This is a genomic window from Virgibacillus carmonensis (genome assembly GCF_057836705.1).
This window is the reverse complement of the sequence record NZ_JBYQFJ010000014.1, coordinates 31721-56374: the sequence shown is the minus strand read 5'-3', so window position 1 is coordinate 56374 and position 24654 is coordinate 31721. Positions and strand designations below refer to the sequence as shown.

Below are 24654 nucleotides of genomic sequence, written 5' to 3'. Positions count from 1 at the left end.
AGATGTTGCAAAGAGAGAAAGTTAGTGTTGTTGTTCCTATCTATAAGGTAGAAAAATACATACACAGATGCGTCGATAGCATTCTTAATCAAACATACAAGAATATAGAAGTGATTTTAGTTGATGATGGTTCACCAGATAATTGCGGAATTATCGCTGATTACTATGGAAAGTTGGATACTCGAGTAAAGGTTCTTCATAAGAAGAATGGAGGGCTATCTGATGCAAGAAATCATGGAATGAAACATGTATCAGGAGAATTTACCGTTTTTGTGGATAGTGATGATTGGTTAGAAAATAAAATGATCGAAGACATGGTGAATAGTAGTTATACATATAAAGCTGATATCGTTCAATCAGCTTTTTATTATGCCTATGATGAGAGATTACTTATCGATAACAGGTATCAAAAGAAACATGAATCATTCGCACTTTTAGATAATAAAACATTGATGTATGAATTAGTTATAAACGAACGAGTGAAGAACTTTGCTTGGGGGAAATTGTACAAAACTGAAATCATCCAGGATATCCAATTCGAACAAGGAGTATTGTTTGAGGATGTATTTTGGGCACACAAGGTAATGCAAAAGGTGAATTGCTGTGTTCTTTTACACAGACCGTTGTATTACTATTACCAACGAAGTGATAGTATCGTTGCAACCTATACCCTTAGGAATCTGGATATAATAAAGGGTTTAAAAGAAAGACATAGATTCATTGAAGCGTTTTACGAAGAACTAATAAATGAGTCATATAAGGTGATGTTAAAAACGTGCTTCATACACTATAACTTATTGCTGCTAAACAGAGATCAAGATAAAAGAGGTATATATAGGAAAGAAATACAGTCTTATATCCAGACTAACTGTATTGCTTTAAAGGAAGCGGCCGACAATGATAAGCAACTTAGTCAGCAATTACAGCTATTTACGTTACACCCATATTTTAATGTCTTTTTCCTTGCAATAAGAAAGGGATTAAGGAAATCCAGGTTACTTTCACAACCAGAAGCATTGGAACAGGTGAAACAATATGGTTAATCTGAATAAAGAAGCTGACACATTAAGAAAAGTAAACCTAAAGCGAATAGATCAGACAACTATTTACAGTCATCAAGAAGAGTTAGAATTTGAGCCACTTACATTAATTGACCACAGAAGATTCGATATCATGGCAAAGTATATTTATGGGAAGTTCCATGAAAACAAGTTTAATAGTAGTTGGGGTTATAGACTTTATGAAGACCATATTTGGGTCTTTAATAAGTATGATGAAGATGATGATTCAGGAAAAAAAGGGATTGCATCTTTTGTTACTTCTTTTAACGATACCTTAAAATCTGTAAAAGAAAATGGCTTTGATGACAAGGTATCATTACTACCTATCAATAAGAGTAATGTCCCAATTGATGGTGCCCATCGGCTAACAGCAGCACTACTTTATAATAAAAAAGTAAAGACCATTAGATTAAACGCAAGTGATGTAAATTATAATCATGAATTTTTTAAGCAAAAAGGTCTTCGTACTAAGTGGGCAGATGCAATTGCTTATGAATATTGTAAGTTAAAAAAAGATACATATGTTGTTCTTCTATTTCCGAAATCTCTTGAAAAAAAGCAGGATGTTAAGGAAGTACTTAGCAAACATGGATCTATTTATTACGAAAAAGATATAAAGATAGTAAAAGAAGGTCCAAAAAATTTAATAATGCAACTGTACAATAATGAGAAGCTAGATGGGGAATTTAATAATGACTATCAAGATCTAAATACTGTGCTTAGTTCTTTTGCTAATGGTTTGGAAACTATTAGTGTCTTTGTTTTTGAAACAACGGATTTTGAAATACTATCAAGAATAAATGAAGAACTAACTAGGCTTTATAGCAACCGTGAGAATTCTTTTTATATAAATAAAACACACAACGATACGATTAGACTAACTCAAATGTTTTTAAATGAAAATAGTATACATTTCTTGAACAATGCCGTACCAGATTCTTTTGAAAAGTTAAGAAGAAATATTAATGAGTACAAACAACTTTTACATGATAAAACTATCGATAATGAATGCTTTTGTGTCACTTCGGATTCCGTACTGGCAGCATACGGGATTCGTGAGTCTCTTAATTTAGACTTTATCCATTATGGGCATAATTTACTAGAAGAAGGTTCAGACTCTGAATGCCTTAGAAGCTATAATAACGAATTGCTAAGTATAAAAAAATCTGTTGATGATATCATTTTTAATCCGGAAAATCATTTTTATTATGAAGGGATTAAATTTGCTGCATTAAATACTGTGAAAAGCATTAAGAAAAAGCAACGCACCTTTAAAGATAGAGAAGGTATTCATAAGATCAACAGCCTATTATCTGACTGGCCTGGTAACATAAATATGGAATTGTTGTGGTATAGCCTCACAAAGAAAGTGAAAATAGCTAAGTTAAAAATAATAGCTATTAAACTAAAATATAAGACATTCTTCAAAAGGTTAAAAGAAGAACTATAACCTAATAATGGAGCTTGATAAAATGAAAAAGAAATTATTATTTGCTATAGATTCACTGGATTGTGCAGGTGCAGAGAAGAGTTTAGTAACTTTGTTGTCATTATTGGACTACACAAAGTACTCCGTTGATTTAATGCTTTTTGCACATGGAACGATTCTTGAAAGTTTAGTCCCGAAAGAAGTAACTATTTTAAAGCCATTGAAGTATACAGAATACACAAGATTAGGTTTAAAGGAATCTTTAATTTTCACTTTAAAAAACTCTAATTATAGAATGCTTTATTCAAGGGTGAAATATTCTACTGGTATCCGAAAGAAAAAATATAAAAATTCACAAAAAGCGAGGATTTTTTGGCAAAGTATTTCTAAAAATATTGAAAAAAACTCTAAATACTATGATGTTGCTATCAGTTACGCACAAGGTGTCCCTACTTTTTATATAGCTGACAAAGTAAGCGCGAAGAAGAAGTTTGCTTGGGTAAATGTTAGTTATAAATTGAAAGAACAAGATAAAACGTTCCAAAAAGATTTTTATGATAAATATAATGAAATAGTTGCTGTTTCTGATACAACAAAGGAAATATTCTTGGAAACCTTCCCCGATTGTTCAGAAAAGGTGGGAGTGATTCACGATATAAATAATCCGGATTTAATAGTTGAAATGGCTAATATAGGAAAAAGTTATGATGATAATTTTACAGGTGTAAAAATCCTTACTATAGGTAGACTTGATTATCAAAAAGGTTATGATATAGCTTTAAATGCGTGTAAAAAGCTGAAAGAGAATGGTATCAATTTCAGATGGTACGTATTAGGAAAAGGTCCTCAACACAAAGAAATAGAAGAATTTATAAATAAAAACAATTTAACCCAGCACTTTATATTATTGGGTACTAGATCAAATCCCTATCCGTTCATTAAAAATGCAGACATCTATGTACAGACCTCAAAATTTGAAGGATTTGGTTTAGCAATTGCAGAAGCACGAATGCTTAATGTACCAGTTATCACCACAAGATTTGATGCAGTATACGCTCAGATGGTAGAAGGAAAGAACGGCATTGTAGTTGATATGAATCCAGAAGCAGTCTCAGATGGAATAATGAAATTAATAAATGATAAAGAATTAAGAGAGACTATAATTCAATATCTAAGGGGTGAAAAAAAAGGTAACATTGAAGAAGTCGAAAAGTTTTATCAATTAATTGGATGAAAGTGAGTAAAATAATGAAGAAAAAAATAGTTTTCATGCTCATAAATATGAATGTAGGTGGAACAGAAAAGGCTTTACTTAATATGATTTCAGAGATTCCGAAGAGTGAATATGAGATCACAATATTAATGTTAGAGAAATATGGGGGATTTTTAGCTTCAATACCAAGTGAGGTGCATGTAGAGTATGTAAAGGAATATAAAGAATTACAAGATTCACTGAATAAGCCACCAAGAGAAGTGGTCAAAAGCTTATTTAAAACGGGTCACGTAATAAAAGGATTTAATTTACTCTTAATATACCTAATATCTAAAGTAAGTAAAAATAAAAGTGTTTTTTTAAAATATATCCTAAAGGATGTTCGTAACTTTAAAAATGAATATGATATTGCTGTAGCTTATGCTGGTCCAATGGACTTCATAAGCTATTTTATTATCCATAAAATAAAGGCAAAAAAGAAAATTCAATGGATCCATTTTGATGTTACTAAAATAGGATTCGACGAAAACTTTGCGACTAAGCTATACAAAAAGTTCGATAAGATTTTTGTTGTCTCTAATGAAGCAAAGAATAAACTTATTGAATTAGTTCCGACAATAAAAAAAAACACTGAAGTTTTTCTAAATATGGTGTCTCCGAAAGTAATTCAGGATCAATCAAAAGAAGGAAAAGGATTTATTGATAATTTTGAAGGGGTAAGGATCTTAACTGTTGGTAGGTTAACAACTGAAAAGGGCCAGGATTTAGCTATACGAGTGTTAGGCAGGCTTGTAAAGGAAGGATATAAAGTCAAATGGTATTGCTTAGGTGAAGGTAGCTCACAAAGTAAATATGAAAAGTTAATAAACGAATATAATCTCCAGGATAAGTTTATCTTGTTAGGTTCAGATCCCAATCCATATCCATACATGGATCAGTGTGATATATATGTTCAACCATCTAGGCATGAGGGATATTGTATTACGCTGGCTGAAGCAAAGGCTCTTCAAAAACCAATAGTCACCACTAATTTTACTGGGGCAAAAGAACAAATTAAAAATGAAAAGACAGGTCTTGTTGTAGACATAAATGAAATTGAATTACTTGAAGGTGTAAAGAAACTAATAAAGAATAAAAAGTTATGTAACATCTTTACCAATAACCTAGATAAGGAAAGAATCAATTCAACTATTGAACTAGAAAAACTTTTTGAAATCGTAAAGAATTACTAGATCAATTTTATGAAAACAGAGGTGGAAGAAATTGAAAAAGAAAATTTTAGTAAATGCTTACTTTTCTCAAAACTTGGGGGATGATTTATTTTTAAAAGTATTATTTGATAGATATCCTACTGTAGATTGGTATTTACTTACATCAAATACCAGATACAATGGAATTTTTAAAAACTATAAAAATGTAAAAACACTAAAAAGTATGAGCGTGAATTTCTTCGGGATACGCAAAATCGATGCTTTCCACAAAATAAATAAACTATTATTAAAGTATAAAAAATATGATGCCCTTTTAAATATAGGAGGATCTATATTTATGGAAGAGATAGGATGGGAAGAGGCTTTGACTAAAAGGAGAGTATTACCTGGTGAATTTAACAGGTTAAAAAAGAAATCATTTATTATAGGGGCTAATTTTGGTCCTTTTAAAGATAAGAAGTTTGTTGATTCTCATAATAAATATTTTTCATCGTTTGATGATATTTGTTTTAGAGATAACTATTCTTATAATATCTTTAAAGAATTTGATAATGTAAGAGTTGCACCAGACGTTGTTTTTAACCTGGAAACAAAAAAGTCTAACTCCACAGAAAAAAGTGTAGGCTTCTCATTAATTAATTTAGAAAAAAGAAATGATTTGAAAAAACATTTTCAAACTTATAACAATAAGATGATTGAGCTAGTTGAACATAATATTAAGCTTGGTTATAAGATTAAATTATTTTCTTTTTGTGAAAAAGAAGGAGATTTAATCACTGTTAATCATATAAAAAGTAGGGTGAAAGAAGATTATAGGAATAGTATAGAAATAGTAAACTATAATGGTGATTTTGAAATATTTCTTGCAAAATTCCAAGCTTGTGAATTTATAGTTGGAACCAGGTTTCATTCTATAATATTAGGACTTCTTTATAATCAAAGTGTGTTCCCTATTATTTACAGTGACAAAACATATAACGTACTGAAGGATCTAGATTTAGAAGGAAATTGTTGTTTTATAAGGGAGTTAGAAAAACTAAACAAAAATGCTGTAAAAGCCAGACCAAATAAATTTAATAAAGAAAAAGTGTGTTTAGAATCTAGGAATCAATTTAAAAAACTAGACTTATTCATTACAAATCAATAGAAATTATATTATACGTGGGATACGAACGTTTTACTCCAGTTTTATTAAGTCTTAGAGAAATGAAGTGAGAAAATATGAAGCCAGTTATTAGTATAATTGTACCAATTTATAATGTTGAGAATTACTTATCAGCTTGTTTAGAATCCATATTAGCACAAACATTTTCTGATTTTGAACTTATACTTGTTAATGATGGATCTCCAGATAAATGTGGAGAAATATGTGATTATTACTCTAAAATTGACTCACGGGTTAAGGTAATACATAAGAATAATGGGGGAGTTTCTTCAGCTCGTAATAGAGGGATAAATATGGCAGTAGGAAGTTATATAGCATTTGTTGATCCGGATGATACTATTGAACCAAATATGTATGAATTATTGTATGAAAATGCATTGGAATTTCAAGCGGACATAGTTGTTTGCCCTATTAAAACAGTTAATTTAGTACATAATACTAACTCCCAATCCTCCATTTGGGGGAGGGGTAATTGTGTCGTAAGTCAAAAGTCAATTAAAGATTATATAATCCCATCCATACTAAACAATAAAACTTATAGTTTGGTACCTTGTTTCAACAAGCTTTATAGAGGGGCAATATTCAGAGATTGTGATATAAGATTCGAAGAAGGTAAACATCATAGTGAAGATGCAAGACTAAATTTTAAGTTGTTAAAAGTAATAAAGAGTTTAGTTTATCTTGAGCAGCCGCTATACAATTACTATTTACGCAATAGTGATTCTTTAACACGAACCTTTAGAGAAAACCTATATGAATACATTTATGATAACAAAAACTTCTTAATTGATATATGCATTGAGTATAATCTTGAAATTTATAAGAATAATGTAAAAAGTTACTATGCTGGCGTTACTTTATCCTATATGAATGATGTGGTAAACAGTACCTTAACATTAAATAAAAAACTTAATATTTTATCATCAATTATGAATGATGAGGAATTCTATAAAGACATATTAATTTATAGATGTCCATCTTTGTACTACAAGGCCCTTAAATTAATCTGTATTCAAAGAAATGTAACTATTTTTTATAGGTTTGTACTTGCTAAAAATAAGTTCCAATCTTATGTGAACAGTATGGATGGGTAATAATAAATTAAAAAGGAGTGAACAAATTGAAGGGTATTGTAAAAAAAATACTAATTCTCTTTAATAAAAGAGAAAAGAAAAAGTTATTAATTTTGTTTTTTATGATGATACTAGCAGCTTTATTTGAGACAGTAGGAATAGGGTTAATTGTTCCTTTTGTTGGAATTGTAACAAATCCCGATATCATTCAAGAACAAGCAGTTTTATCGTATATATACGATTTGTTTAATTTCCAATCAACAACATCGTTTATCATATTCTCCGTAGTACTATTACTGATAGTATTTCTTTTAAAAAACCTATACTTACTTCTTTTTAACTATGCACAATTTAGAGTCATCTTAAATCAACAAGTTAAGTTATCACGTGATTTGTTTAAAGAATATTTGATTAAACCATACACTTTCCATTTACAACGAAATACAGCAGATCTATTACGTAATGTGAATGGAGAAGTATCTAAGGTGTTTCAAGGAATAGTCATATCGGGATTTCAGTTATTTACGGAAATTCTTGTGACAACTTGCATTTTAGTATTGCTTTTAGTGACAGCCCCAGTTGCAACAATAGTAGCTACTATTTTATTAGGTGGAAGTGTTTTTTTGTTTTTTGCAATTCTTCGTAAAAAAATCAGTTATTTAGGTGAAGAACAACAAAAAGTTAACGGAACGATGATCAAATGGGTGAATCAAGGATTAGGAGCAGGAAAAGAAGTTAAAGTGTCAGGGAAAGAAAATTACTTTATTAAAGCTTACACCGGCCAAAGCCAAATTAAGGCGAACAATAGTAGGTATATGAAGATGTTGGAGCAAGTACCAAGACTTTTTATAGAAACGTTATTGGTATCTATTGTTCTTATAACAATGCTAATCGTAGTGTACCAAGGAACAAGCACTACCCAACTTGTGTCAACAATGGCGCTTTTTGCTATGGCAGCTTTTCGCTTAATGCCTTCCATTACACGTGTAGTCGCGCTTATAACAACTATTCGGTATAGTCAACCTGCGCTAAAAGTTGTCTATGATGATTTGTTTATGAATAACGATAATTTCACAACTATTAATAAGAGAAATGAAACAGAAACCATTGTGAATAATAAAGGTAACAGAGCATTTATTGATTCATTAAAATTAAATGAAGTCTCTTTTCGTTATCCTAATCAGAAGGAATTTTCAGTACAGGATATATCTTTAACAATTCCAATTGGTCAATCAGTTGCGTTTATAGGGGAATCTGGTGCTGGAAAAACAACACTTGTTGATATAATATTGGGGCTATTTAGTCCAGAAAAAGGGCAAGTTTTGATAGATGGTAAAAACTTGTATGAACTAAAAACTTTATGGCAACAAAAAATAGGGTATATCCCTCAATCTATATTTCTATCAGATGATTCCGTCCGTTGCAATGTTGCGTTTGGAATAGATAGCGGACAAATTGATGATGATGAAGTGTGGAGAGCATTAGATCAGGCTCAATTGAAAGAGCTTGTTGAAGCACTTCCAGAACAATTGGATACATCTGTTGGAGAAAGGGGAGTTCGCTTATCAGGGGGGCAGAGCCAACGGATAGGAATCGCTCGAGCATTATATCATAACCCCGAGATATTATTTATGGATGAAGCAACATCAGCATTAGATAATGAAACTGAAAAAGAAATTATGAAGGCAATTGATGGTTTAAAAGGTGGGAAGACATTGATCATTATAGCGCATAGATTGAGTACAATAGAAAATTGCGATATTGTATTTAAAATTAGTAATGGAAGGCTTGTAGCCACTGATAATCAATTAGAGAAATCTGTAATGTAGTCAAAATAAACCATTTTTATGATGATAATTAAACTTTCACTTGTGCATATTAATTATGTGTGATATCGTTCTTTATATAGAACTTAATGATTGAACCATAAAACAGTACTCAAAGTGTCTGAAGAAATGTTTTTGTGGTAATTGTTACCTTTATTGTTCTTTATTAAGAATAACCTTTAATGTGGGAGAGAAAATTATGAGCGCCATAGCTGGGATTTACAATAGTAATAATGAACCTATATCTAACGAGCAAAGCAATGGCATGATGCAAGCTCTTCAGAAGTTCCCTGCTGATGACGTACAAATTTGGCAACAAAAGAACGTCTTTCTTGGATGCCATGCGCTATGGATAACTCCCGAATCGGTTGGAGAGCCACTTCCTTATTATGACTATGAAAGGCAGTTATCAATTACAGCTGATGCCATTATCGATAATCGTGACGAATTATTTCATAAATTGCAGGTTAAGAAATTTAAAAGAAAAACCATGCCAGATAGTCAATTAATTTTATTAGCGTATTCTAAATGGGGAGATGAGGTAGCAAAACATTTAGTAGGAGACTTTGCGTTTATGATTTGGGATGAGCGAAGACAAAAGTTATTTGGTGCTAGGGACTTTTCAGGTGCAAGAACCCTTTATTATTACAATAAACATCATCGTTTTGCTTTTTGTACAGTGATGCAATCATTATTGTCATTGCCATATGTGGAGAAAAGTTTAAACGAACAGTGGCTTGCAGACTTTCTCGCTATTCCGGATATGTTTGATACTGTGGATCCATCTTCAACTGTGTATAAAGGGATAGATCAAATTCCTCCGTCACACACGATATCAGTAATTAAAGGTAATGTTACTCTTTCAAGATACAACACATTAACTACGAAATATAAATTAAATTTAAAGTCAAATACCGAGTACGAGGAAGCCTTTAAAGAACTATTTGGAAATGTGGTCAATAGTTATTTGCGAACTAATCATAAGGTAGGATCACGCTTAAGTGGAGGATTAGATTCTGGTTCTGTTGTTGGTTTTGCCGCAAAAGCCCTAGAAAAAAATAAAAAAGAATTACACACGTTCAGCTATGTTCCGATGGATGGTTTCGAAGACTGGACCCCAAAAAGTAAATTAGCAGATGAGAGACCTTTTATTAAATCAACTGTTAATCATGTCGGAAATATTAAACCAAACTATCTAAGTTTTCCCGATAGAAGTCCATTAACTGTAATGGATGAATGGTTGGATGTACTTGAAAAGCCATATAAATTTTTTGAAAACTCCTATTGGATTTCTGGAATATATGAAGTAGCTAGCCAACAGGGGGTGAAGGTGCTTTTAAATGGATCGCGGGGTAATTATACTATTTCGTGGGGAAATGCTTTAGATTATTATACGAAGCTATTCAGGAGTCTTCGTTGGATAAATCTAAACAGAGAAATAAATGCATTTATTCATGTTAAAGGAACAGGAAGAAAAAGGGTATTCTCAGTTATAGGAAAAAAAACATTTCCATCGATAAAAAATAAATTCAGCTTTAGATCAGAGCCTTCCATACCGATGTTAATTAATCCAGCATTCGCTGAAAGAACAAACGTATTTGAAAGGATACAAAATTTTGGTATAGATGAAACAGGTTCTATCTTACCAAGTACCTTTGGAGCTAGAGAAAATCAGTTTGAGAAACTATTTTATCGGAGTAATGGAACAGTTGATACAAAGTTTTCCTTGAGAAACTCAATCTGGAACCGTGATCCAACGAATGACCTCCGGGTTGTCCGGTTTTGTTTATCTGTACCAGATTCGCAGTATATTCAAAGGGGCGTGGATCGATCACTAATTCGTAGGGTAACTAAAAATATCTTACCTGATAAAGTGAGGTTAAATCACTTGGTAAAAGGAGCACAGGGAGTAGATGGTATCCAAAGACTGCTTCCACAGTGGTCCGAATTGATAAATGAATTCCAAAGTATTACCACGGACCCGGCAATGGCTGAATATCTTAATCTGAATATAATTAAATCTGCAATGTCAAAAGTAAAGGAAAATCCAAAGCCGGAACTTATACTTGATTCAGAATTCAAGTTACTAATGCGAAGTTTAATTGTGTATCGATTTATTAAAAAAACTTTCTAAGGAGGTGAATACATGAAAAAGACATGGAGTAAGCCATTATTAGAGGTACTTGATATTAATATGACTATGGCGGGACCAGGATTACATTACCCAGATGAGGTTCAACCTGATCCTGACGCAATGGAAGACGATGTTGTTCATTACAGTTAATAAATACTTATGAAAAACAAGACCTGCATACCGTGGTATGCAGGTCTATACATAATTAGCAAAACATTGTAAAAGTATTATACCTTCTAATTGACACTACATGCTTTAAGGCAGGTTTAAAGACGAACTTAAAAATAGGGGAGAATTTCAATGATAGATACTGTGAAAAAAAACGTCTACCGAGCTTTCGGTTTGAATATTTCTAGTGAATTTCCTCTGCCAGAGTTGCCTCAGATAAATACGGACGAGGAATTGACGGATATTGGTATACATTACGCTGATTTACTAAATATGTGGTCTAAACTATCGGGGGAAAACAAATATTTTGTTGTTAAAGAGGACTTCGTTTTATTTCATGTTCCATACACAGCTATTTTCCTAATTCAAAAAGGGAAAAAGATTTTTGTTTCGCCTATAGATGGTTCCAAAGAGGATCAAATTAGACTCTATATTCTAGGTACATGTATGGGTGCTTTATTAATGCAAAGACGAGTACTACCACTACATGGAAGTGCACTTCTGTTAGATGGAAAGGCATATGCGATATTAGGCGATTCTGGTGCAGGCAAATCAACACTTGCTTCCGCATTTTTAAGCAGGGGATATCAACTACTAAGTGACGACGTAATTCCAGTTACGGTGAAGGAAAACAATATTCCAATTGTTACACCTGCATATCCACAACAGAAACTTTGGATAGAAAGCTTAGATCAATTTGGTATTGATTCAAAATCCCTACGCCCTATCATCGACAGGGAAACAAAATTTGCCGTTCCAGTTCCAGAACAATTTGCAACTGCACCAGTACCTCTGGCTGGAGTTTTTGAACTAAATAAAACGGATGATTACGATATCGAAATTCATCCGATTAAAAATCTTGAACGACTGTATACCTTGTTCAACCATACATACCGCAACTTTTTAATTAACCATTTGGGATTATTGGAATGGCATTTTCGAACAACTGCAGGCATTGTTAATAAAATTGCCCTTTACGAAATTAAACGGCCAGTTTCCCATTTCACTGCTCATGAGTTAGCAAATTTAATATTAACTAAAATAGGTAAAGGAGAGAAAGCCAGATGATTAAAAACCAAAGTATTCTTAGTCAGGAACAAGGAAACATTGTAAGCGATATGGATGGTGAAAAAGTAATGTTAAGTATTCATAATGGAAAATATTACAACCTTGGGCAAATGGGTGGGGAGATTTGGGAACAAATTAAAGACCCTACTACGACAGAAGATCTAATAGCATTTTTAATGAAACATTATGAGGTCGGGCAAGATGAATGCCGGGACGAGGTCTTGTCTTTCTTAAATCTATTATTGGACGAAAGGCTGATTAAGATAGAAGAAGGGGCAGCCCCTTGACAGTTTCATATTTATTATAGCAAATTCAAAGTGCCTTAAATCACAAATTTTTCGAAAGGGAGTGATGAAATGAAAGGTGAATGTAGACTGGGGTGATTGGTTTAATCACTATTGTGATCCGGGTTGTGGAGAACTTGGAGATAGCTAATTAAGTCATTCATCAGTAACATTACATAGCCAACCTCTATATTTTAAATAGTATAAAGGTTGGTTAACCAACCTTTAAAATGGGTTACTAAATATGATGTTTGGTTTAAGTAAATAAATGGCTACTTGAACGTATACTAGATTTGTAGAAAGGATTAAACCTTATGAAAAAGATAAGGACTTTTTTTTCATTGAATTGGAAAACAAAAATGTTATTGGTGGAGGCCTTTTTTTGCTTAGGATGGGCTCGTTTTCTCAAGGGCATGCCTTTCTCTAAAATTGCACCATCTTTGGGTGAAAATATGAAGGAAACTGCATACACAGTAGATTCAAAGCACACGGGAATAGTAAAAAATATATCTAATGCAATACGAATTATGAGTCCGTACACTTTCTGGGAGAGTCAGTGTCTAGTAAAAGCAATTGCAAGTCAGAAAATGCTGGAACGTCGTTACATTGATTCGACACTGTACTTAGGTACCACCAAAGATAATAAAGGTGATTTAATTGCCCACGCTTGGCTAAGGAGTGGATCATTCTATGTTTCTGGTTCAGAAGGAATGGAGAACTTCACTGTTGTTGCCAAGTTTGCAAAGGTAGTACAAATGAAAGATCTAGAAGGAGAAAACTATGGATAACACACTTGATCTCGCGCGTATCCCTAGAGAAGTAAATCTAATTCTTGCGTTACTAAAAGAAGGAAATGAAGAATACATCAAAGAAATTCAAATAGAACTATGCAACAAGATCAATTGGGACGTTTTTATTAATCAGGCGAAGCATCACCGTGTATATCCATTACTCCATAATAAAATAAAGCTACTTGAAGAGCAGTTGGTTCCAACATACGTAAGACAGTTTCTGCAGCAGCAGTACATGCGAAATACATTTCAAATGCTCCATTTAAGTGGTGAAATGGAACGTGTAAGTAAATGGTTTGCAGAAAGTCAAATAAGTCTTCTTTTTTTAAAGGGGCCAGTACTTGCCAATGAACTATACGGTGACGTTTCGTTTCGCACGTCAAATGATTTAGATATGCTGATTCCCGTAGAAAAAATTGATCAAGCAGAACAACTACTTGTTAGTCATGGGTATAAGAAAGATGATTATATACAAACGGTGTTGAATGACTGGAAATGGAGACATCATCATGTTACATACATACACCCAGTAAAAAATATTAAATTAGAAATCCATTGGCGGCTGAATCCAGGTCCAAGTAAAGAACCAGGATTTTACGAATTATGGAAACGAAAAAACAAGAGTACACTTACAAGTTTTCCTGTTTATTTACTAGGAAAAGAAGATTTGTTTTTATTTCTTGTATCACACGGTTCTCGTCATGGTTGGTCACGTCTACGTTGGGTAGTAGATATTCACCGCATTATGAAACAAAACATTAATTGGGAAATGGTTCACAAATTATTAAAATCAAATTATTTCCTTGGTATAGGTGGACAGAGTATTATCTTGGCATCACAGTTGTTAAATGCACCATTAAAAAATGAAATGAAATCATTATTTATAAGCAAACGTCCAAGAAAATTAGCTCAAGGAGCGATATTTTACCTCGAGACAATGATAAATTTACATACTGACCCTGTTCCTGACGAAGTTGCTCGCTATCACAAACGGCATTTGTTTTCTTTAATGTCTTTTCAGCAAAAAATTATTTTTATTATCAGTTTCTTGTATCCATATCCTGAAGATGCAGAAACACTGCCACTACCAAAACGGCTTCATTTTTTATATTTTCCGTTGCGTCCGATATTATGGGCTTGGAGGAAAACAAGAAAAATAAGGAAGCATGCATTACCTTAGGGGGACAAACGAATGGGTCATGTTTTTTATTTTTTAAAACAAATACACGCGTACTCTGGAAAAATTCTTTATATAAATCTTGTTGCAATGACTGCTATTGGTTTGCTTGAAGGTATTGGAATCATATTATTAGTTGCTTTAATTAGTATGAGTGGGATTGTCGATATGGGTGTAGAAGAAATACCATTTATGAGTATGTTTGGATTCGTAAATAATATTCCAAGTTCATTGGGTTTACCGTTGATTTTGGGGATATTTGTCTTTGTTGTGATTGCTCAAAATGTAGTGAATCGACAGTTAACAGTTAAAAATGCGGTTATTCAGCTTGGTTTTTTAAGACATATGCGTATGGAAACTTACGGTTCATTACTTTACTCAAATTGGGATTTTTTCATAAAACAAAGAAAATCTGATCTTATTAACATATTAACGGCAGAATTGGCACGTGCCAGTGCAGGAACGAATTCATTTTTAAAATTTGTTTCTTCTCTTGTGTTTACATTTATCCAGGTAGGGCTAGCTTTCTGGCTCTCACCAAATATAACCATCTTTGTACTACTTTTTGGTCTGGTTCTTATCTTTTTAAATCGGAAATTTCTAAAAAAATCTTTGGCTCTCGGAAAACGAAATTATGAATTAGGGAAGAACTACCTTGCTGGAATAACGGATCAAATTAATGGAATAAAGGATATAAAGTGTAATACGCTAGAAAGCTCTAGAATGGATTGGTTTGGTTCCATTACAAATAGGATGCAAAATGAACAAGTGGAATACACGAAATTGAAAACAACTTCTCAATTATATTATAAAGTCGCATCTAGTGTATTAATTGCGGCATTTATTTATGTAGCCGTTACAGTATTTAGTGCACAGGCGGGTCAATTAATGTTAGTTATTATTATTTTTTCCAGGCTTTGGCCAAGAGTTGCGGGTATTCAATCTTCAATGGAGCAAATAGCAACAACGATCCCAGCCCTTAAAGCAGTAAAGGCTTTGCAACATGAATGCAGGAATGCTCGAGAATTCGAAATGGGAATGGATAATAAAATTCCCCCTCTACACTTAAAGTACAATATTCAATGTGATCACGTCTCCTTTCGATATAATCAGAATGAACTGACATATGCTTTGCAAAATATCAATCTAGTCATTCCATCAAATCAGATGACAGCATTTGTAGGACGGTCCGGTGCAGGTAAAAGTACGTTGATAGATGTATTAATGGGGCTAAATCAACCGGAAAAAGGGCAGGTTTTAATTGATGGAAAACAGCTGACCAATGATAATCTTCTCTCATTAAGACATGCGATTAGTTATGTTCCACAAGATCCCTTTTTGTTCAATGCCAGTATAAGAGAAAACTTACTATTGGTCGAACCGAACGCAAGTGAAGAGAAAATGTGGGAAGCATTAGAATTTTCATCTGCGGCTGAATTTGTAAGGAAGCTCACAAATGGACTTGATTCACTGATAGGTGATCGTGGGATAAAACTGTCTGGGGGAGAGCGACAACGTCTTGTATTAGCTCGAGCGATCCTACGAAATCCATCCATCCTTGTGTTGGATGAGGCAACGAGTGCACTCGATACAGAAAATGAAGCTAAAATCCAAGAAGCATTGGAACGATTAAAGGGAAAGATGACTATCATTGTTATTGCACATCGCTTATCAACAATCCGAAATGCGGATCAAGTTGTTGTATTAGAAGAGGGAAAAGTAATCCAAAAAGGTGGTTTCACACAATTAGCAGAAGAAAAGAAAAATATGTTCAGTCATCTATTACGAAATCAACTGGAAGCTACCAGGTAACGATTATAAAATAAGTGAAAAAAGTGTCGAATGATTGTTCTTTAAAAAGAACCGAATAACAGTTATAATATAAGGAGCGTGTAAGCAAAAATTTTTACCTAATACGTTCTTTATATGGAACGGTATTTTGACAGGAGGTGAAATAATGAAAAAAACTAATTATAGCAGACCAGAAGTTTTAAATCATCAGCCGATCCAATTTGAGACTTCGCAGAGTTGGAATAAGGGACGAGGACCTGTTTCAAACGACCCAGGGAAAAGTGATGGGGATAAATACAAGCATGATCCTTACAAGCCCAAGAAACCACATAAAAATAAATAAGTTTCAGCATAACAAAGGGTCCTACCTATACAATCGGCTCTTTGTTATGGCGTTATAGTTTTTTCAAATTAGTGTCACGAGGAGTTTATAGAGTGAAGACCTTAAATGTAAAAATAGGGGAACATTTTGTGCGATTCATATGTACTTCTGATGAAATGAAAAAAAATATAATGAAAAGTTACCACTATATAGCACAGCCGCCTGTATGTGAACCAGATTTAATTATTAACCTAGCAGAAGGTTATGGTACTTCTTTTTTAAATTATGAAGTGGCGATAGAAGAAAAACAAAATAAAATCGCATTTAAAAGGGCTGACTACCTAATCGAAGTCGATCCGGGCTATAGTGAGGCAAAAATACTATTTTATGATGAACTTGCGCTAAAGCACGCTCTAATGAATCTATATAGTTCATTTATAGTTCATCGTAATTGGGGATTGTTAATTCATTCCTCCTGTGTAATTGATAATGACTATGCACATATGTTCTCAGGTAACTCTGGTGCAGGGAAGTCCACTGCTGCTAAGTTGTCACTGCCAAGAGAACTTCTTTCAGATGAAGCAACTATTTTGAAAGTTACTGAAGACAGCATTACTGTTTTTAATTCCCCTTTCAGAAGCGAAATAGAACCTAAGGGTAATAAACAAACAGCTCCTCTGTGGAGTATTGATTTGTTGCATCAGGCATTCTCTAATAAAAGGGTTAAATTAAAAAAGGCAGAAGCGCTTCTACAATTAACGGATAACGTTTTTTATTGGTCCTATAAACAAGATGAGACAGTAAAAATCTTTCATTTATTAAAGTTGTTGGTGGGAAAGGTATCCGCTTACCAGCTTCATTTTCAAAAGAATGACACATTTTGGGAGTTGATTTCTAATGAAGAAATATAATCGTAAACAAGACATTGAGACGACTGAACTCGATGGTGAATGGCTAATATTGGATTCACAATCATACACAATCACTACGTTAAATGAAGTTGGTGGATACTGTTGGAAAATACTTCACAAGCAACAAACGATTAATGGCATTACCAGGGCTGTGGAGGAACAGTATACGTTAAAAGATCAGTCAATTCGAGAAGATGTAGAAATTTTCATATCTGATTTGATTAAATATGGACTTGTCGAGAATGCAAGCTAATTCAAAAACGTTTTATTTTATTAAAGAAGTCGTTCGAAATAATGGATGGATTGAACTTCCCGCTGAAGGAACGAGTATGTACCCCTTAATCCAAAAAGGGGATATTTGTCGGTTTGTTTCATGTAAAGCTTCAAGCATGAAAAAAGGAGATATCATTTTATACCAATCTTCAGCAGGAGCATTAGTCAGCCATCGGTTATTAAAATCTCATTTTCATGATCATCAAGTGGAATATTTATTAAAAGGAGATACCAATCTTGGGGTAGACGAACCTATTCATCATAAACAGATCATTGGAAAATTAGCCCTAATAAGAAAAGGAAAATTGAGGATAAAAGTAACCAACCTATTTGTGTATATATGGTGTAAAATGATACTTTTCTTTCCCTTATTGCCTGCCTTATTAAGGACGTCTCTTAACAAAAAAGAGTTGAAAGAACTGTAAAAGTTTAGAGGTGTGTACGTATGATTAGTAAAAAACTAGTAGAAAATCTCAACATCAAACAATATTTTTCCGTCAAGGAAATGAAAACAATATTTCTAATGCTTTTACCGTATATTAAAAAACATAAAAAACCTTATATTGGGCTCTTTCTGTTATTGTTTAGTGATATTGCCATTACTTTAGCCTTTGCATGGTTTTTTGGAAATATAACCGATGCTGCGGTCCAGAGTGATTTTATTAGACTTAAGTGGTTACTGCTAGTTGGTATAGGTTTATCGGTTATTAGCATTATATTAAATTTTGTAGATACATATCTGGAAACAATAGCAGTAAACGCGGTTAAAAAAGATATTAATTTGGACTTATATCAACATATTTTACTTTTACCAAGTAAAAAGCTCTCCAATATTCATTCAGGGGAACTAGTATCCCATTTCACCAATGATCTTCATAATGTTGATGCGGTAATCGGAAGAGGATTAATGAACTTAATAAGACTGCCAATTATCTCCATTGCGGCTTTTGTTTATTTAATCCAAATCAGTTGGAAATTATCTTTGATAAGTTTAGCGGTAGCTCCTATAGCAATTGTCGGGGGAGCGATATTTGGGTTATTATTTAGAAAGAATAGTCGTACAATACATAACCTGATTAGTAGTATCAATAAGAGTTTAAATGACACCTTCCATGGCTTCACTGTAATTCGGTCTTTTACCTTAGAAAAAATCTTCTTTAGAAAATATGACAGTAAAAATCAAGAACTTTATTCCTTAGAATTAAAAGATGCCAAGTTGAGAGGATGGTTTTCCGCTGGGGGAGAAGCTGTTGGATCAATTACTTTTCTGGTCAGCCTGATTATCGGGGCATATTTTGTAACGGATAATATAATTACTATTGGTGCTTTGTTGACATTTATCAATCTGATCAATCATCTTGTTTATCCTCTTACAGGCCTTGCAGGACAGTGGGCTGGATATCAATGGTCTATTTCTGCTTTAGAACGTATCACCACCTTACTTGATCAACCAAGTGAATCTAAGAAACTACCTTCCAATTCTCCGTCAAAACCAGTTCATGAAAGTATAGAATTCAAGGATATTACATTTAGTTATGATGGTGAAAATAATGTTTTTACGAATTTCAACTTACGAATTGAAACTGGTAAAGTGATAGCAATTGTCGGCCCTAGTGGTGCAGGTAAATCAACTTTATTTAATTTGCTGCAGAGATTCTACAGCCCACAGACTGGTTCAATTCTTATCGATGACTCTTCTATCCATGATGCTACTGTCTCCGAGATTAGAAATTCTATTGCTTATGTTCCCCAAGAAACCTTTTTGTTTAGTGGAACGATACGGGAGAACTTAATGTTGGCACGCCCGCTAATTGCAGAAGAAGAGATGCTTAAAGCAACGGTAAGTGCTAATATCCATAAAGACGTTGTGACACTGCCTTCTGGCTATGATACTGAAATTGGAGAAAGAGGTTTGAAACTTTCAGGTGGACAAAGACAAAGAATTTCGATAGCAAGAGCAATATTAAAAGATGCTCCAATCCTCTTGTTAGATGAGGCAACTTCTGCACTAGATAGTGGAACCGAGTATTCCGTAAAGGAAGCACTTGATAAATTAATGATGGGTCGTACAACATTGGTTATTGCTCACCGATTATCAACGATTCAACATGCAGATATAATTGTAGTTATGGATAAAGGAATGGTTGTCCAGAAGGGGAACCATGAAGATTTAATAAGCCAACCTGGATTATACCGTGACCTAAACAAAACCAAATTTTCTCCAGATGAAACCAACACTGCTGGTCTTCAACCCATGCGTGCAGTTAAATAGAAAGGTGGGGGGTTCCTTGATTCAAAATCTTATTATGAATAAGCTATATAATCCAGATTTCAGCTTGCCAAATGACGTTGCTTTTTATGACCAAATGATTGAGGATATTGAGTTTCATTCATTATCACCTCAGGTCTATCAAATTTTAATGAATCAAGGGAATCTAAAGAGTACCCCTACATTTTTTCAAGAGAGATTAGCGAAAAATTATCGTGAAGTGTTCTATCAAAATTTATTTATAAAAAGTCAGACAGACAAAATTCTTGAGAAATTTGAGACGACTGGTTTAGAAATAATGCCACTAAAAGGCGTATATTTTGCGGTAAGGTATTTTGGTCATTTAGGTGCTAGAGACACTTCAGATATAGATATTCTGGTTAGAAAAAAAGATACAGATTTGGCCATCGAAACTGTTAAATCAATGGGTTTTGTATTAGAAGAAGAGTCAATTCCATCCCATTTTCATTGCAGTTTTAGTAAAAAGATACCTGGCTCACCGGTTCCACTGACGGTTGAGATTCATTGGGATATACTAAAGGAATCAACGTCTAGTTTCAGAATAGAAGAGTTTTGGAATGGGGCTATTCAGCTAGAACATTATCAATATGTAAAAACTCTTTCTGATTATCATTCGTTTTATATGATGTGTCTTCATGGATGGAGACATAATTTAGATTCCTCAAAACATTTCCTGGATATTATTCAAATGATTTATGTTTTAAAGGACCAGTTAAATTATAAGGATCTTTTTAATGACGCTAAAGCTCATCGTACATTAAAAAGACTACAGCGTACGTTGTCTATCGTTTATTATGAATATCCAATGTTAGATGGTTTCAAAAAGTATTCACAAAAGAAACGATATCATTATTTGGGAGTCAAAAAGAAGAAGCTTGCCCAATATATTGATTTTATTGATTATCAGTTCCTTAGTTATGATACCACCAAACATAGCATTATGGAGCTATCAAATTGGTTATTCCCCAGGAACTATGATGTAATATCTGAACTGAAATGCAATCATAACGAGCGCTCTTATTTGTTCAATTTAATTTCTTTATACAGGCAAAGAAGTACTAGTTTTGTAAGAACTGTCACGACTCGGAATTGACTCGAAAAAGAGTTATCCGTAAAAAATATCGTATATTGGAGAGCGATTGTCATTGAAGAAAATAGGAGGAAAAATTTTGATTGTTTTTTTGTTGGCATTTGTTGTTCTAGCAGTATACACATTCTGGGACAATAACCGTATAACCGTTGCTGAACAGGAAATAGCAATAGATGATCTACCTGAACAACTGGATGGTTTCACAATTCTTCAAATTAGCGATCTGCATGAAAAGGTATTTGGTAAGAATCAAAAGAAGCTAATAGAGACGATTAATTCTACTAATTACGATGCCATTGTTTTTACTGGAGATATGCTGGATGGAGTCAATAGTACAAACTTTAATCCTTTTTATTCAATTCTAGAAAGCATTAGCAACAAGGAATATGCATGGTATGTACCTGGAAATGCAGACCCCGAAAGCTATAGCGTGAATCAGGATGTTGAAAAAAGTGATTTTGTACAAGGGATAGAAAAAAGAGGTATTACATTCTTAGAGGCTTCGGATACAATTGAAATAGGTGAAGCAGATCTTAAATTTGTTAATTTCGAATTATCAATAGGTAACCTGGGGATAACGAACGGAATTCCTAAATCATCCTATGCTTCAAATAAACAGTATCACGCTTACCAACAAAAGTTGATGGGCGAATTAGAAAAAGCTGAAGATCCTGATGTATTAATTGCGCTGAACCATTACCCTGTAGTTGATGCCAGAATTGATCATATTATAAATGCTCCAAACCTGTCACTCAGAGAGTATGATTTACTAATAGCAGGACATTATCACGGTGGACAAATTCGCTTTCCGTTTGTAGGGGCTCTTTTTGTTCCAGAAGCTTGGTACGGAAATGGTGGTTACTTCCCACCACAAGACCGCGTAAAAGGGTTATGGGAATATAAAGGTATCAAACAGTATGTCAGCACGGGTTTGGGCAGTAGTGATGCGATTTCCTTTTTGAGATTCCGATTATTTAATCCACCTCAAATTAACGTATTAAAATTAAAGAGTGGGAACTGACAAATGTTTTCTGAATAAACCAGAACGTCCGTTCCGTTCAAGCGGATGTTGTGGTATACTGGAAAAAAACAGTAAATCAGGTGAAAAATATGAGACTAATACTAGCTGAAAAACCCTCTGTTGCAAAAAACATTGCAGATGCTCTTAAAATCAAAGATAAGAAAGATGGCTATTTTGAAGGAAATGGCTATATTATTACTTGGGCATTTGGTCACCTCCTGCAACTTTTTGATGCAAAGGATTATGATAGCAAAATGGGTAGATGGAAGATGGACAATTTTCCATTTATCCCGGAAGAATTTAAATACAAAGTAAAAAGTAATCCGCGAAATAGGGATATAGCCGATAGTGGGGCTAGGAAACAATTGAAGATTATTCAGTATTTGATGCGCAGAAATGATGTGGAGTTAGTTATTTCTGCCTGTGATTATGACAGGGAAGGACAAGTTATAGGGGACAGTATTATTAATAACTTAAAACCAAATAAACCTGTTTATCGATTGTTAATTAACGAATGGACTCCAGATGAAGTCCGAAGAGGTATTGAACAAATGAAGCCAAACGAGGCGATGCAGCCATTGCAGGATGCGGGCATCAGCCGACAGTGGACTGATTGGGTAATTGGAATTAATTTAACATCAGTTGCTACACTGAAATATCAAAAAGGAAGCGGGAAAGCTCTAAATATAGGCAGGGTTTTATTGCCGACGTTAAAAATCATTTATGATCGAGACAAGGAAATAGAAAACTTTGTTCCCGAAAACTACTTTAAACTAACTGCAACCTTTCAAACGAGTGACAGCAATGAGTTTCACGGTACATATATGGAAGGAAAGACAGAAAAGTTCAAAGAACAGCACATCCTATTAACACTTCAAGAACAGCTTTCTGGTAAACAAGCACGTATTATTGATAAGCAGGTAGAAAAAAAGAAAGAATTCCCGCCATTTTTGTTCAACCTATCTAATCTACAAGGATATATTACGAGTAAATATAATGGATGGACGTCAGATAAAGTGTTGAAGGTCGCCCAGTCATTATATGAAAAGAAGTTCATTACATATCCTCGAACGCCAAGTACAGCATTGGATGATAGTCTAGTAGGAAAAGCGGCAAACGTATTAAAGACACTTTCTGAAAGTCTACCCTATAAAGATGAAATCAAGTTTATGAAATCAAAGCGCGTATTTAATAGTGCAAAGGTTGAAAGTCACAGTGCCATTATTCCTACTTACATGAAGCCTTCTCGTTTGAGTAGTGACCAACAATTAGTCTATTCAGCGATTAAGAATCGTTTTATTATCCAGTTTATGCCTATAGCTGTATATGAAGAAACAAAGTTAATTACAAAAGTTTCCGAAATAGAGGGAAAGGGGTTATTTCATTCTAAGGGTAAGGTACAACTAGTGGAAGGGTGGAAGAAGGTCGAGAAGATTCAGTCGAAGGATATTCTGTTGCCCCTCGTCAAGGAAAATGCCCAAGTAAACGTGGTAGATTCAGAGGTTTCCAGTCATGTAACTAAGCCACCGAAGAGCCATACAGAGAGAACCTTGCTTCGGGTCATGGAGACGTGTGGGAAGAGCTTTAAAGAGGATGATGTTGAGGAAATCATGGGCGGTGTCTTAACTGGATTCAGCATTGGTACCCCAGCAACCAGAGCAGAAACTATCAAAAAACTAAAAGACGTAGGGTATATCACTGCGCAAAGTAAAAGTCTAGCAAGTACAGAACTTGGAACAAAATTGGTGGAAACCTTTCCTGTTCACGAGATATTTGACTTGGAATTTACAGGACGTCTGGAGAAGACGTTATCAGATATTGAAAAAAGTTCGGTGACAAAAGATGAATTTTTACGTGTTGTTTTTGATTTTACCCGGAAATCAGTTGAAACGATCAGAGATGATCAAGCGGGGATTATCAACCAATTAACATCAACTACCGTCTCAAGGGAACCTCTTGGAAAGTGCCCACAGTGTGACGGTAAGATTATTGAAGGCAAAAAAGGGTTTGGATGTAGCAATTGGAAGAGTGGATGTAAATTTGTTATTTGGAAGAATGATAAGTACCTAGCAACGATGAAGAAAAAACCAACGAAAACTATGGTAAAATCCTTATTGACTAGCGGAACTGCCTATGTGAAAGGTTTAGCAAGCAAAAAAGGGAATAAATTTAATGCATATTTACATTATGAAAAGAATCCAACAAATGATTATTACAGCTGGAGAATGGAGTTTAAAAAGTAGAAAATCAGTTATATCATAAAGGGGAGAAAAGTTACATTTGCTTGATAGGTTCAAGTTCACTTATGAGAGAAAGTAACCTGGAAGTAACTGTTCAACTGCATACTTAAAAGGCA

The 24654-nt window shown here is 33.8% G+C and carries 22 protein-coding genes; all 22 read left to right on the top strand.

Annotated features, from left to right (window positions below; genetic code table 11):
• The first annotated feature begins 2 nt into the window (after window positions 1-2).
• The 22 genes from AC3G7N_RS12385 (at window position 3) to AC3G7N_RS12280 (ending at window position 24541) form a co-directional block, all read left to right on the top strand.
• Window positions 3-1043: a glycosyltransferase family 2 protein gene (locus AC3G7N_RS12385; RefSeq protein ID WP_489422471.1), complete on the top strand. Its 1041-nt coding sequence runs from the start codon at window positions 3-5 to the stop codon at window positions 1041-1043.
• Window positions 1036-2511, top strand: coding sequence for a hypothetical protein (locus tag AC3G7N_RS12380; protein WP_489422470.1), 1476 nt, complete (start codon window positions 1036-1038; stop codon window positions 2509-2511). The genes AC3G7N_RS12385 and AC3G7N_RS12380 overlap by 8 nt, the downstream gene beginning before the upstream one ends.
• 22 nt (window positions 2512-2533) lie before the next feature.
• Entirely contained in the window at window positions 2534-3724 is a 1191-nt protein-coding gene (locus tag AC3G7N_RS12375; RefSeq protein ID WP_489422469.1) for a glycosyltransferase, read from the top strand.
• 14 nt (window positions 3725-3738) lie between these two features.
• On the top strand, window positions 3739-4935 hold the full coding sequence (locus AC3G7N_RS12370; RefSeq protein ID WP_489422468.1) for a glycosyltransferase: 1197 nt from the start codon (window positions 3739-3741) through the stop codon (window positions 4933-4935).
• A 31-nt stretch (window positions 4936-4966) separates the two neighbouring features.
• Window positions 4967-6061 (top strand): polysaccharide pyruvyl transferase family protein, encoded by a 1095-nt coding sequence (locus AC3G7N_RS12365; protein ID WP_489422467.1) that lies wholly within the window; start codon window positions 4967-4969, stop codon window positions 6059-6061.
• Window positions 6062-6135: 74 nt separating this feature from the next.
• Window positions 6136-7173, top strand: a complete 1038-nt coding sequence (locus tag AC3G7N_RS12360) for a glycosyltransferase (RefSeq protein ID WP_489422466.1) — start codon at window positions 6136-6138, stop codon at window positions 7171-7173.
• 17 nt (window positions 7174-7190) lie between these two features.
• Entirely contained in the window at window positions 7191-8981 is a 1791-nt protein-coding gene (locus AC3G7N_RS12355; RefSeq protein WP_489422465.1) for an ABC transporter ATP-binding protein, read from the top strand.
• A 196-nt stretch (window positions 8982-9177) separates the two neighbouring features.
• Window positions 9178-11112 (top strand): asparagine synthase-related protein, encoded by a 1935-nt coding sequence (locus tag AC3G7N_RS12350; RefSeq protein WP_489422464.1) that lies wholly within the window; start codon window positions 9178-9180, stop codon window positions 11110-11112.
• 12 nt (window positions 11113-11124) lie between these two features.
• Window positions 11125-11262, top strand: coding sequence for a paeninodin family lasso peptide (locus tag AC3G7N_RS12345; RefSeq protein ID WP_152640134.1), 138 nt, complete (start codon window positions 11125-11127; stop codon window positions 11260-11262).
• Window positions 11263-11412: 150 nt separating this feature from the next.
• On the top strand, window positions 11413-12348 hold the full coding sequence (locus AC3G7N_RS12340) for an aldolase (protein ID WP_489422463.1): 936 nt from the start codon (window positions 11413-11415) through the stop codon (window positions 12346-12348).
• Window positions 12345-12635 (top strand): lasso peptide biosynthesis PqqD family chaperone, encoded by a 291-nt coding sequence (locus AC3G7N_RS12335; protein ID WP_489422462.1) that lies wholly within the window; start codon window positions 12345-12347, stop codon window positions 12633-12635. The genes AC3G7N_RS12340 and AC3G7N_RS12335 overlap by 4 nt, the downstream gene beginning before the upstream one ends.
• A gap of 311 nt (window positions 12636-12946) precedes the next feature.
• Window positions 12947-13420, top strand: coding sequence for a lasso peptide biosynthesis B2 protein (locus AC3G7N_RS12330; RefSeq protein ID WP_489422461.1), 474 nt, complete (start codon window positions 12947-12949; stop codon window positions 13418-13420).
• Complete coding sequence (locus tag AC3G7N_RS12325; protein ID WP_489422460.1) at window positions 13413-14603, top strand: nucleotidyltransferase domain-containing protein; 1191 nt, start codon at window positions 13413-13415, stop codon at window positions 14601-14603. The genes AC3G7N_RS12330 and AC3G7N_RS12325 overlap by 8 nt, the downstream gene beginning before the upstream one ends.
• Window positions 14604-14615: 12 nt before the next feature.
• The gene (locus AC3G7N_RS12320; RefSeq protein WP_489422459.1) at window positions 14616-16412 is read left to right on the top strand and encodes an ABC transporter ATP-binding protein; all 1797 of its coding nucleotides are present in this window, start codon (window positions 14616-14618) and stop codon (window positions 16410-16412) included.
• A 145-nt stretch (window positions 16413-16557) separates the two neighbouring features.
• Entirely contained in the window at window positions 16558-16734 is a 177-nt protein-coding gene (locus AC3G7N_RS12315; RefSeq protein ID WP_489422458.1) for a hypothetical protein, read from the top strand.
• A 155-nt stretch (window positions 16735-16889) separates the two neighbouring features.
• A complete protein-coding gene (locus AC3G7N_RS12310; protein ID WP_489422457.1) occupies window positions 16890-17624 on the top strand; it encodes a hypothetical protein in 735 nt (244 codons plus the stop codon).
• Window positions 17611-17877, top strand: coding sequence for a PqqD family protein (locus AC3G7N_RS12305; RefSeq protein ID WP_489422456.1), 267 nt, complete (start codon window positions 17611-17613; stop codon window positions 17875-17877). Before AC3G7N_RS12310 ends, AC3G7N_RS12305 begins: the two co-directional genes overlap by 14 nt.
• Window positions 17852-18322, top strand: a complete 471-nt coding sequence (locus AC3G7N_RS12300) for a signal peptidase I (protein WP_489422455.1) — start codon at window positions 17852-17854, stop codon at window positions 18320-18322. Before AC3G7N_RS12305 ends, AC3G7N_RS12300 begins: the two co-directional genes overlap by 26 nt.
• A gap of 20 nt (window positions 18323-18342) precedes the next feature.
• A complete protein-coding gene (locus AC3G7N_RS12295; RefSeq protein WP_489422454.1) occupies window positions 18343-20169 on the top strand; it encodes an ABC transporter ATP-binding protein in 1827 nt (608 codons plus the stop codon).
• A 16-nt stretch (window positions 20170-20185) separates the two neighbouring features.
• Entirely contained in the window at window positions 20186-21280 is a 1095-nt protein-coding gene (locus AC3G7N_RS12290; protein WP_489422453.1) for a nucleotidyltransferase domain-containing protein, read from the top strand.
• A 76-nt stretch (window positions 21281-21356) separates the two neighbouring features.
• On the top strand, window positions 21357-22298 hold the full coding sequence (locus AC3G7N_RS12285; RefSeq protein ID WP_489422452.1) for a metallophosphoesterase: 942 nt from the start codon (window positions 21357-21359) through the stop codon (window positions 22296-22298).
• An 89-nt stretch (window positions 22299-22387) separates the two neighbouring features.
• The gene (locus AC3G7N_RS12280; protein WP_489422451.1) at window positions 22388-24541 is read left to right on the top strand and encodes a DNA topoisomerase; all 2154 of its coding nucleotides are present in this window, start codon (window positions 22388-22390) and stop codon (window positions 24539-24541) included.
• Window positions 24542-24654: the final 113 nt, after the last annotated feature.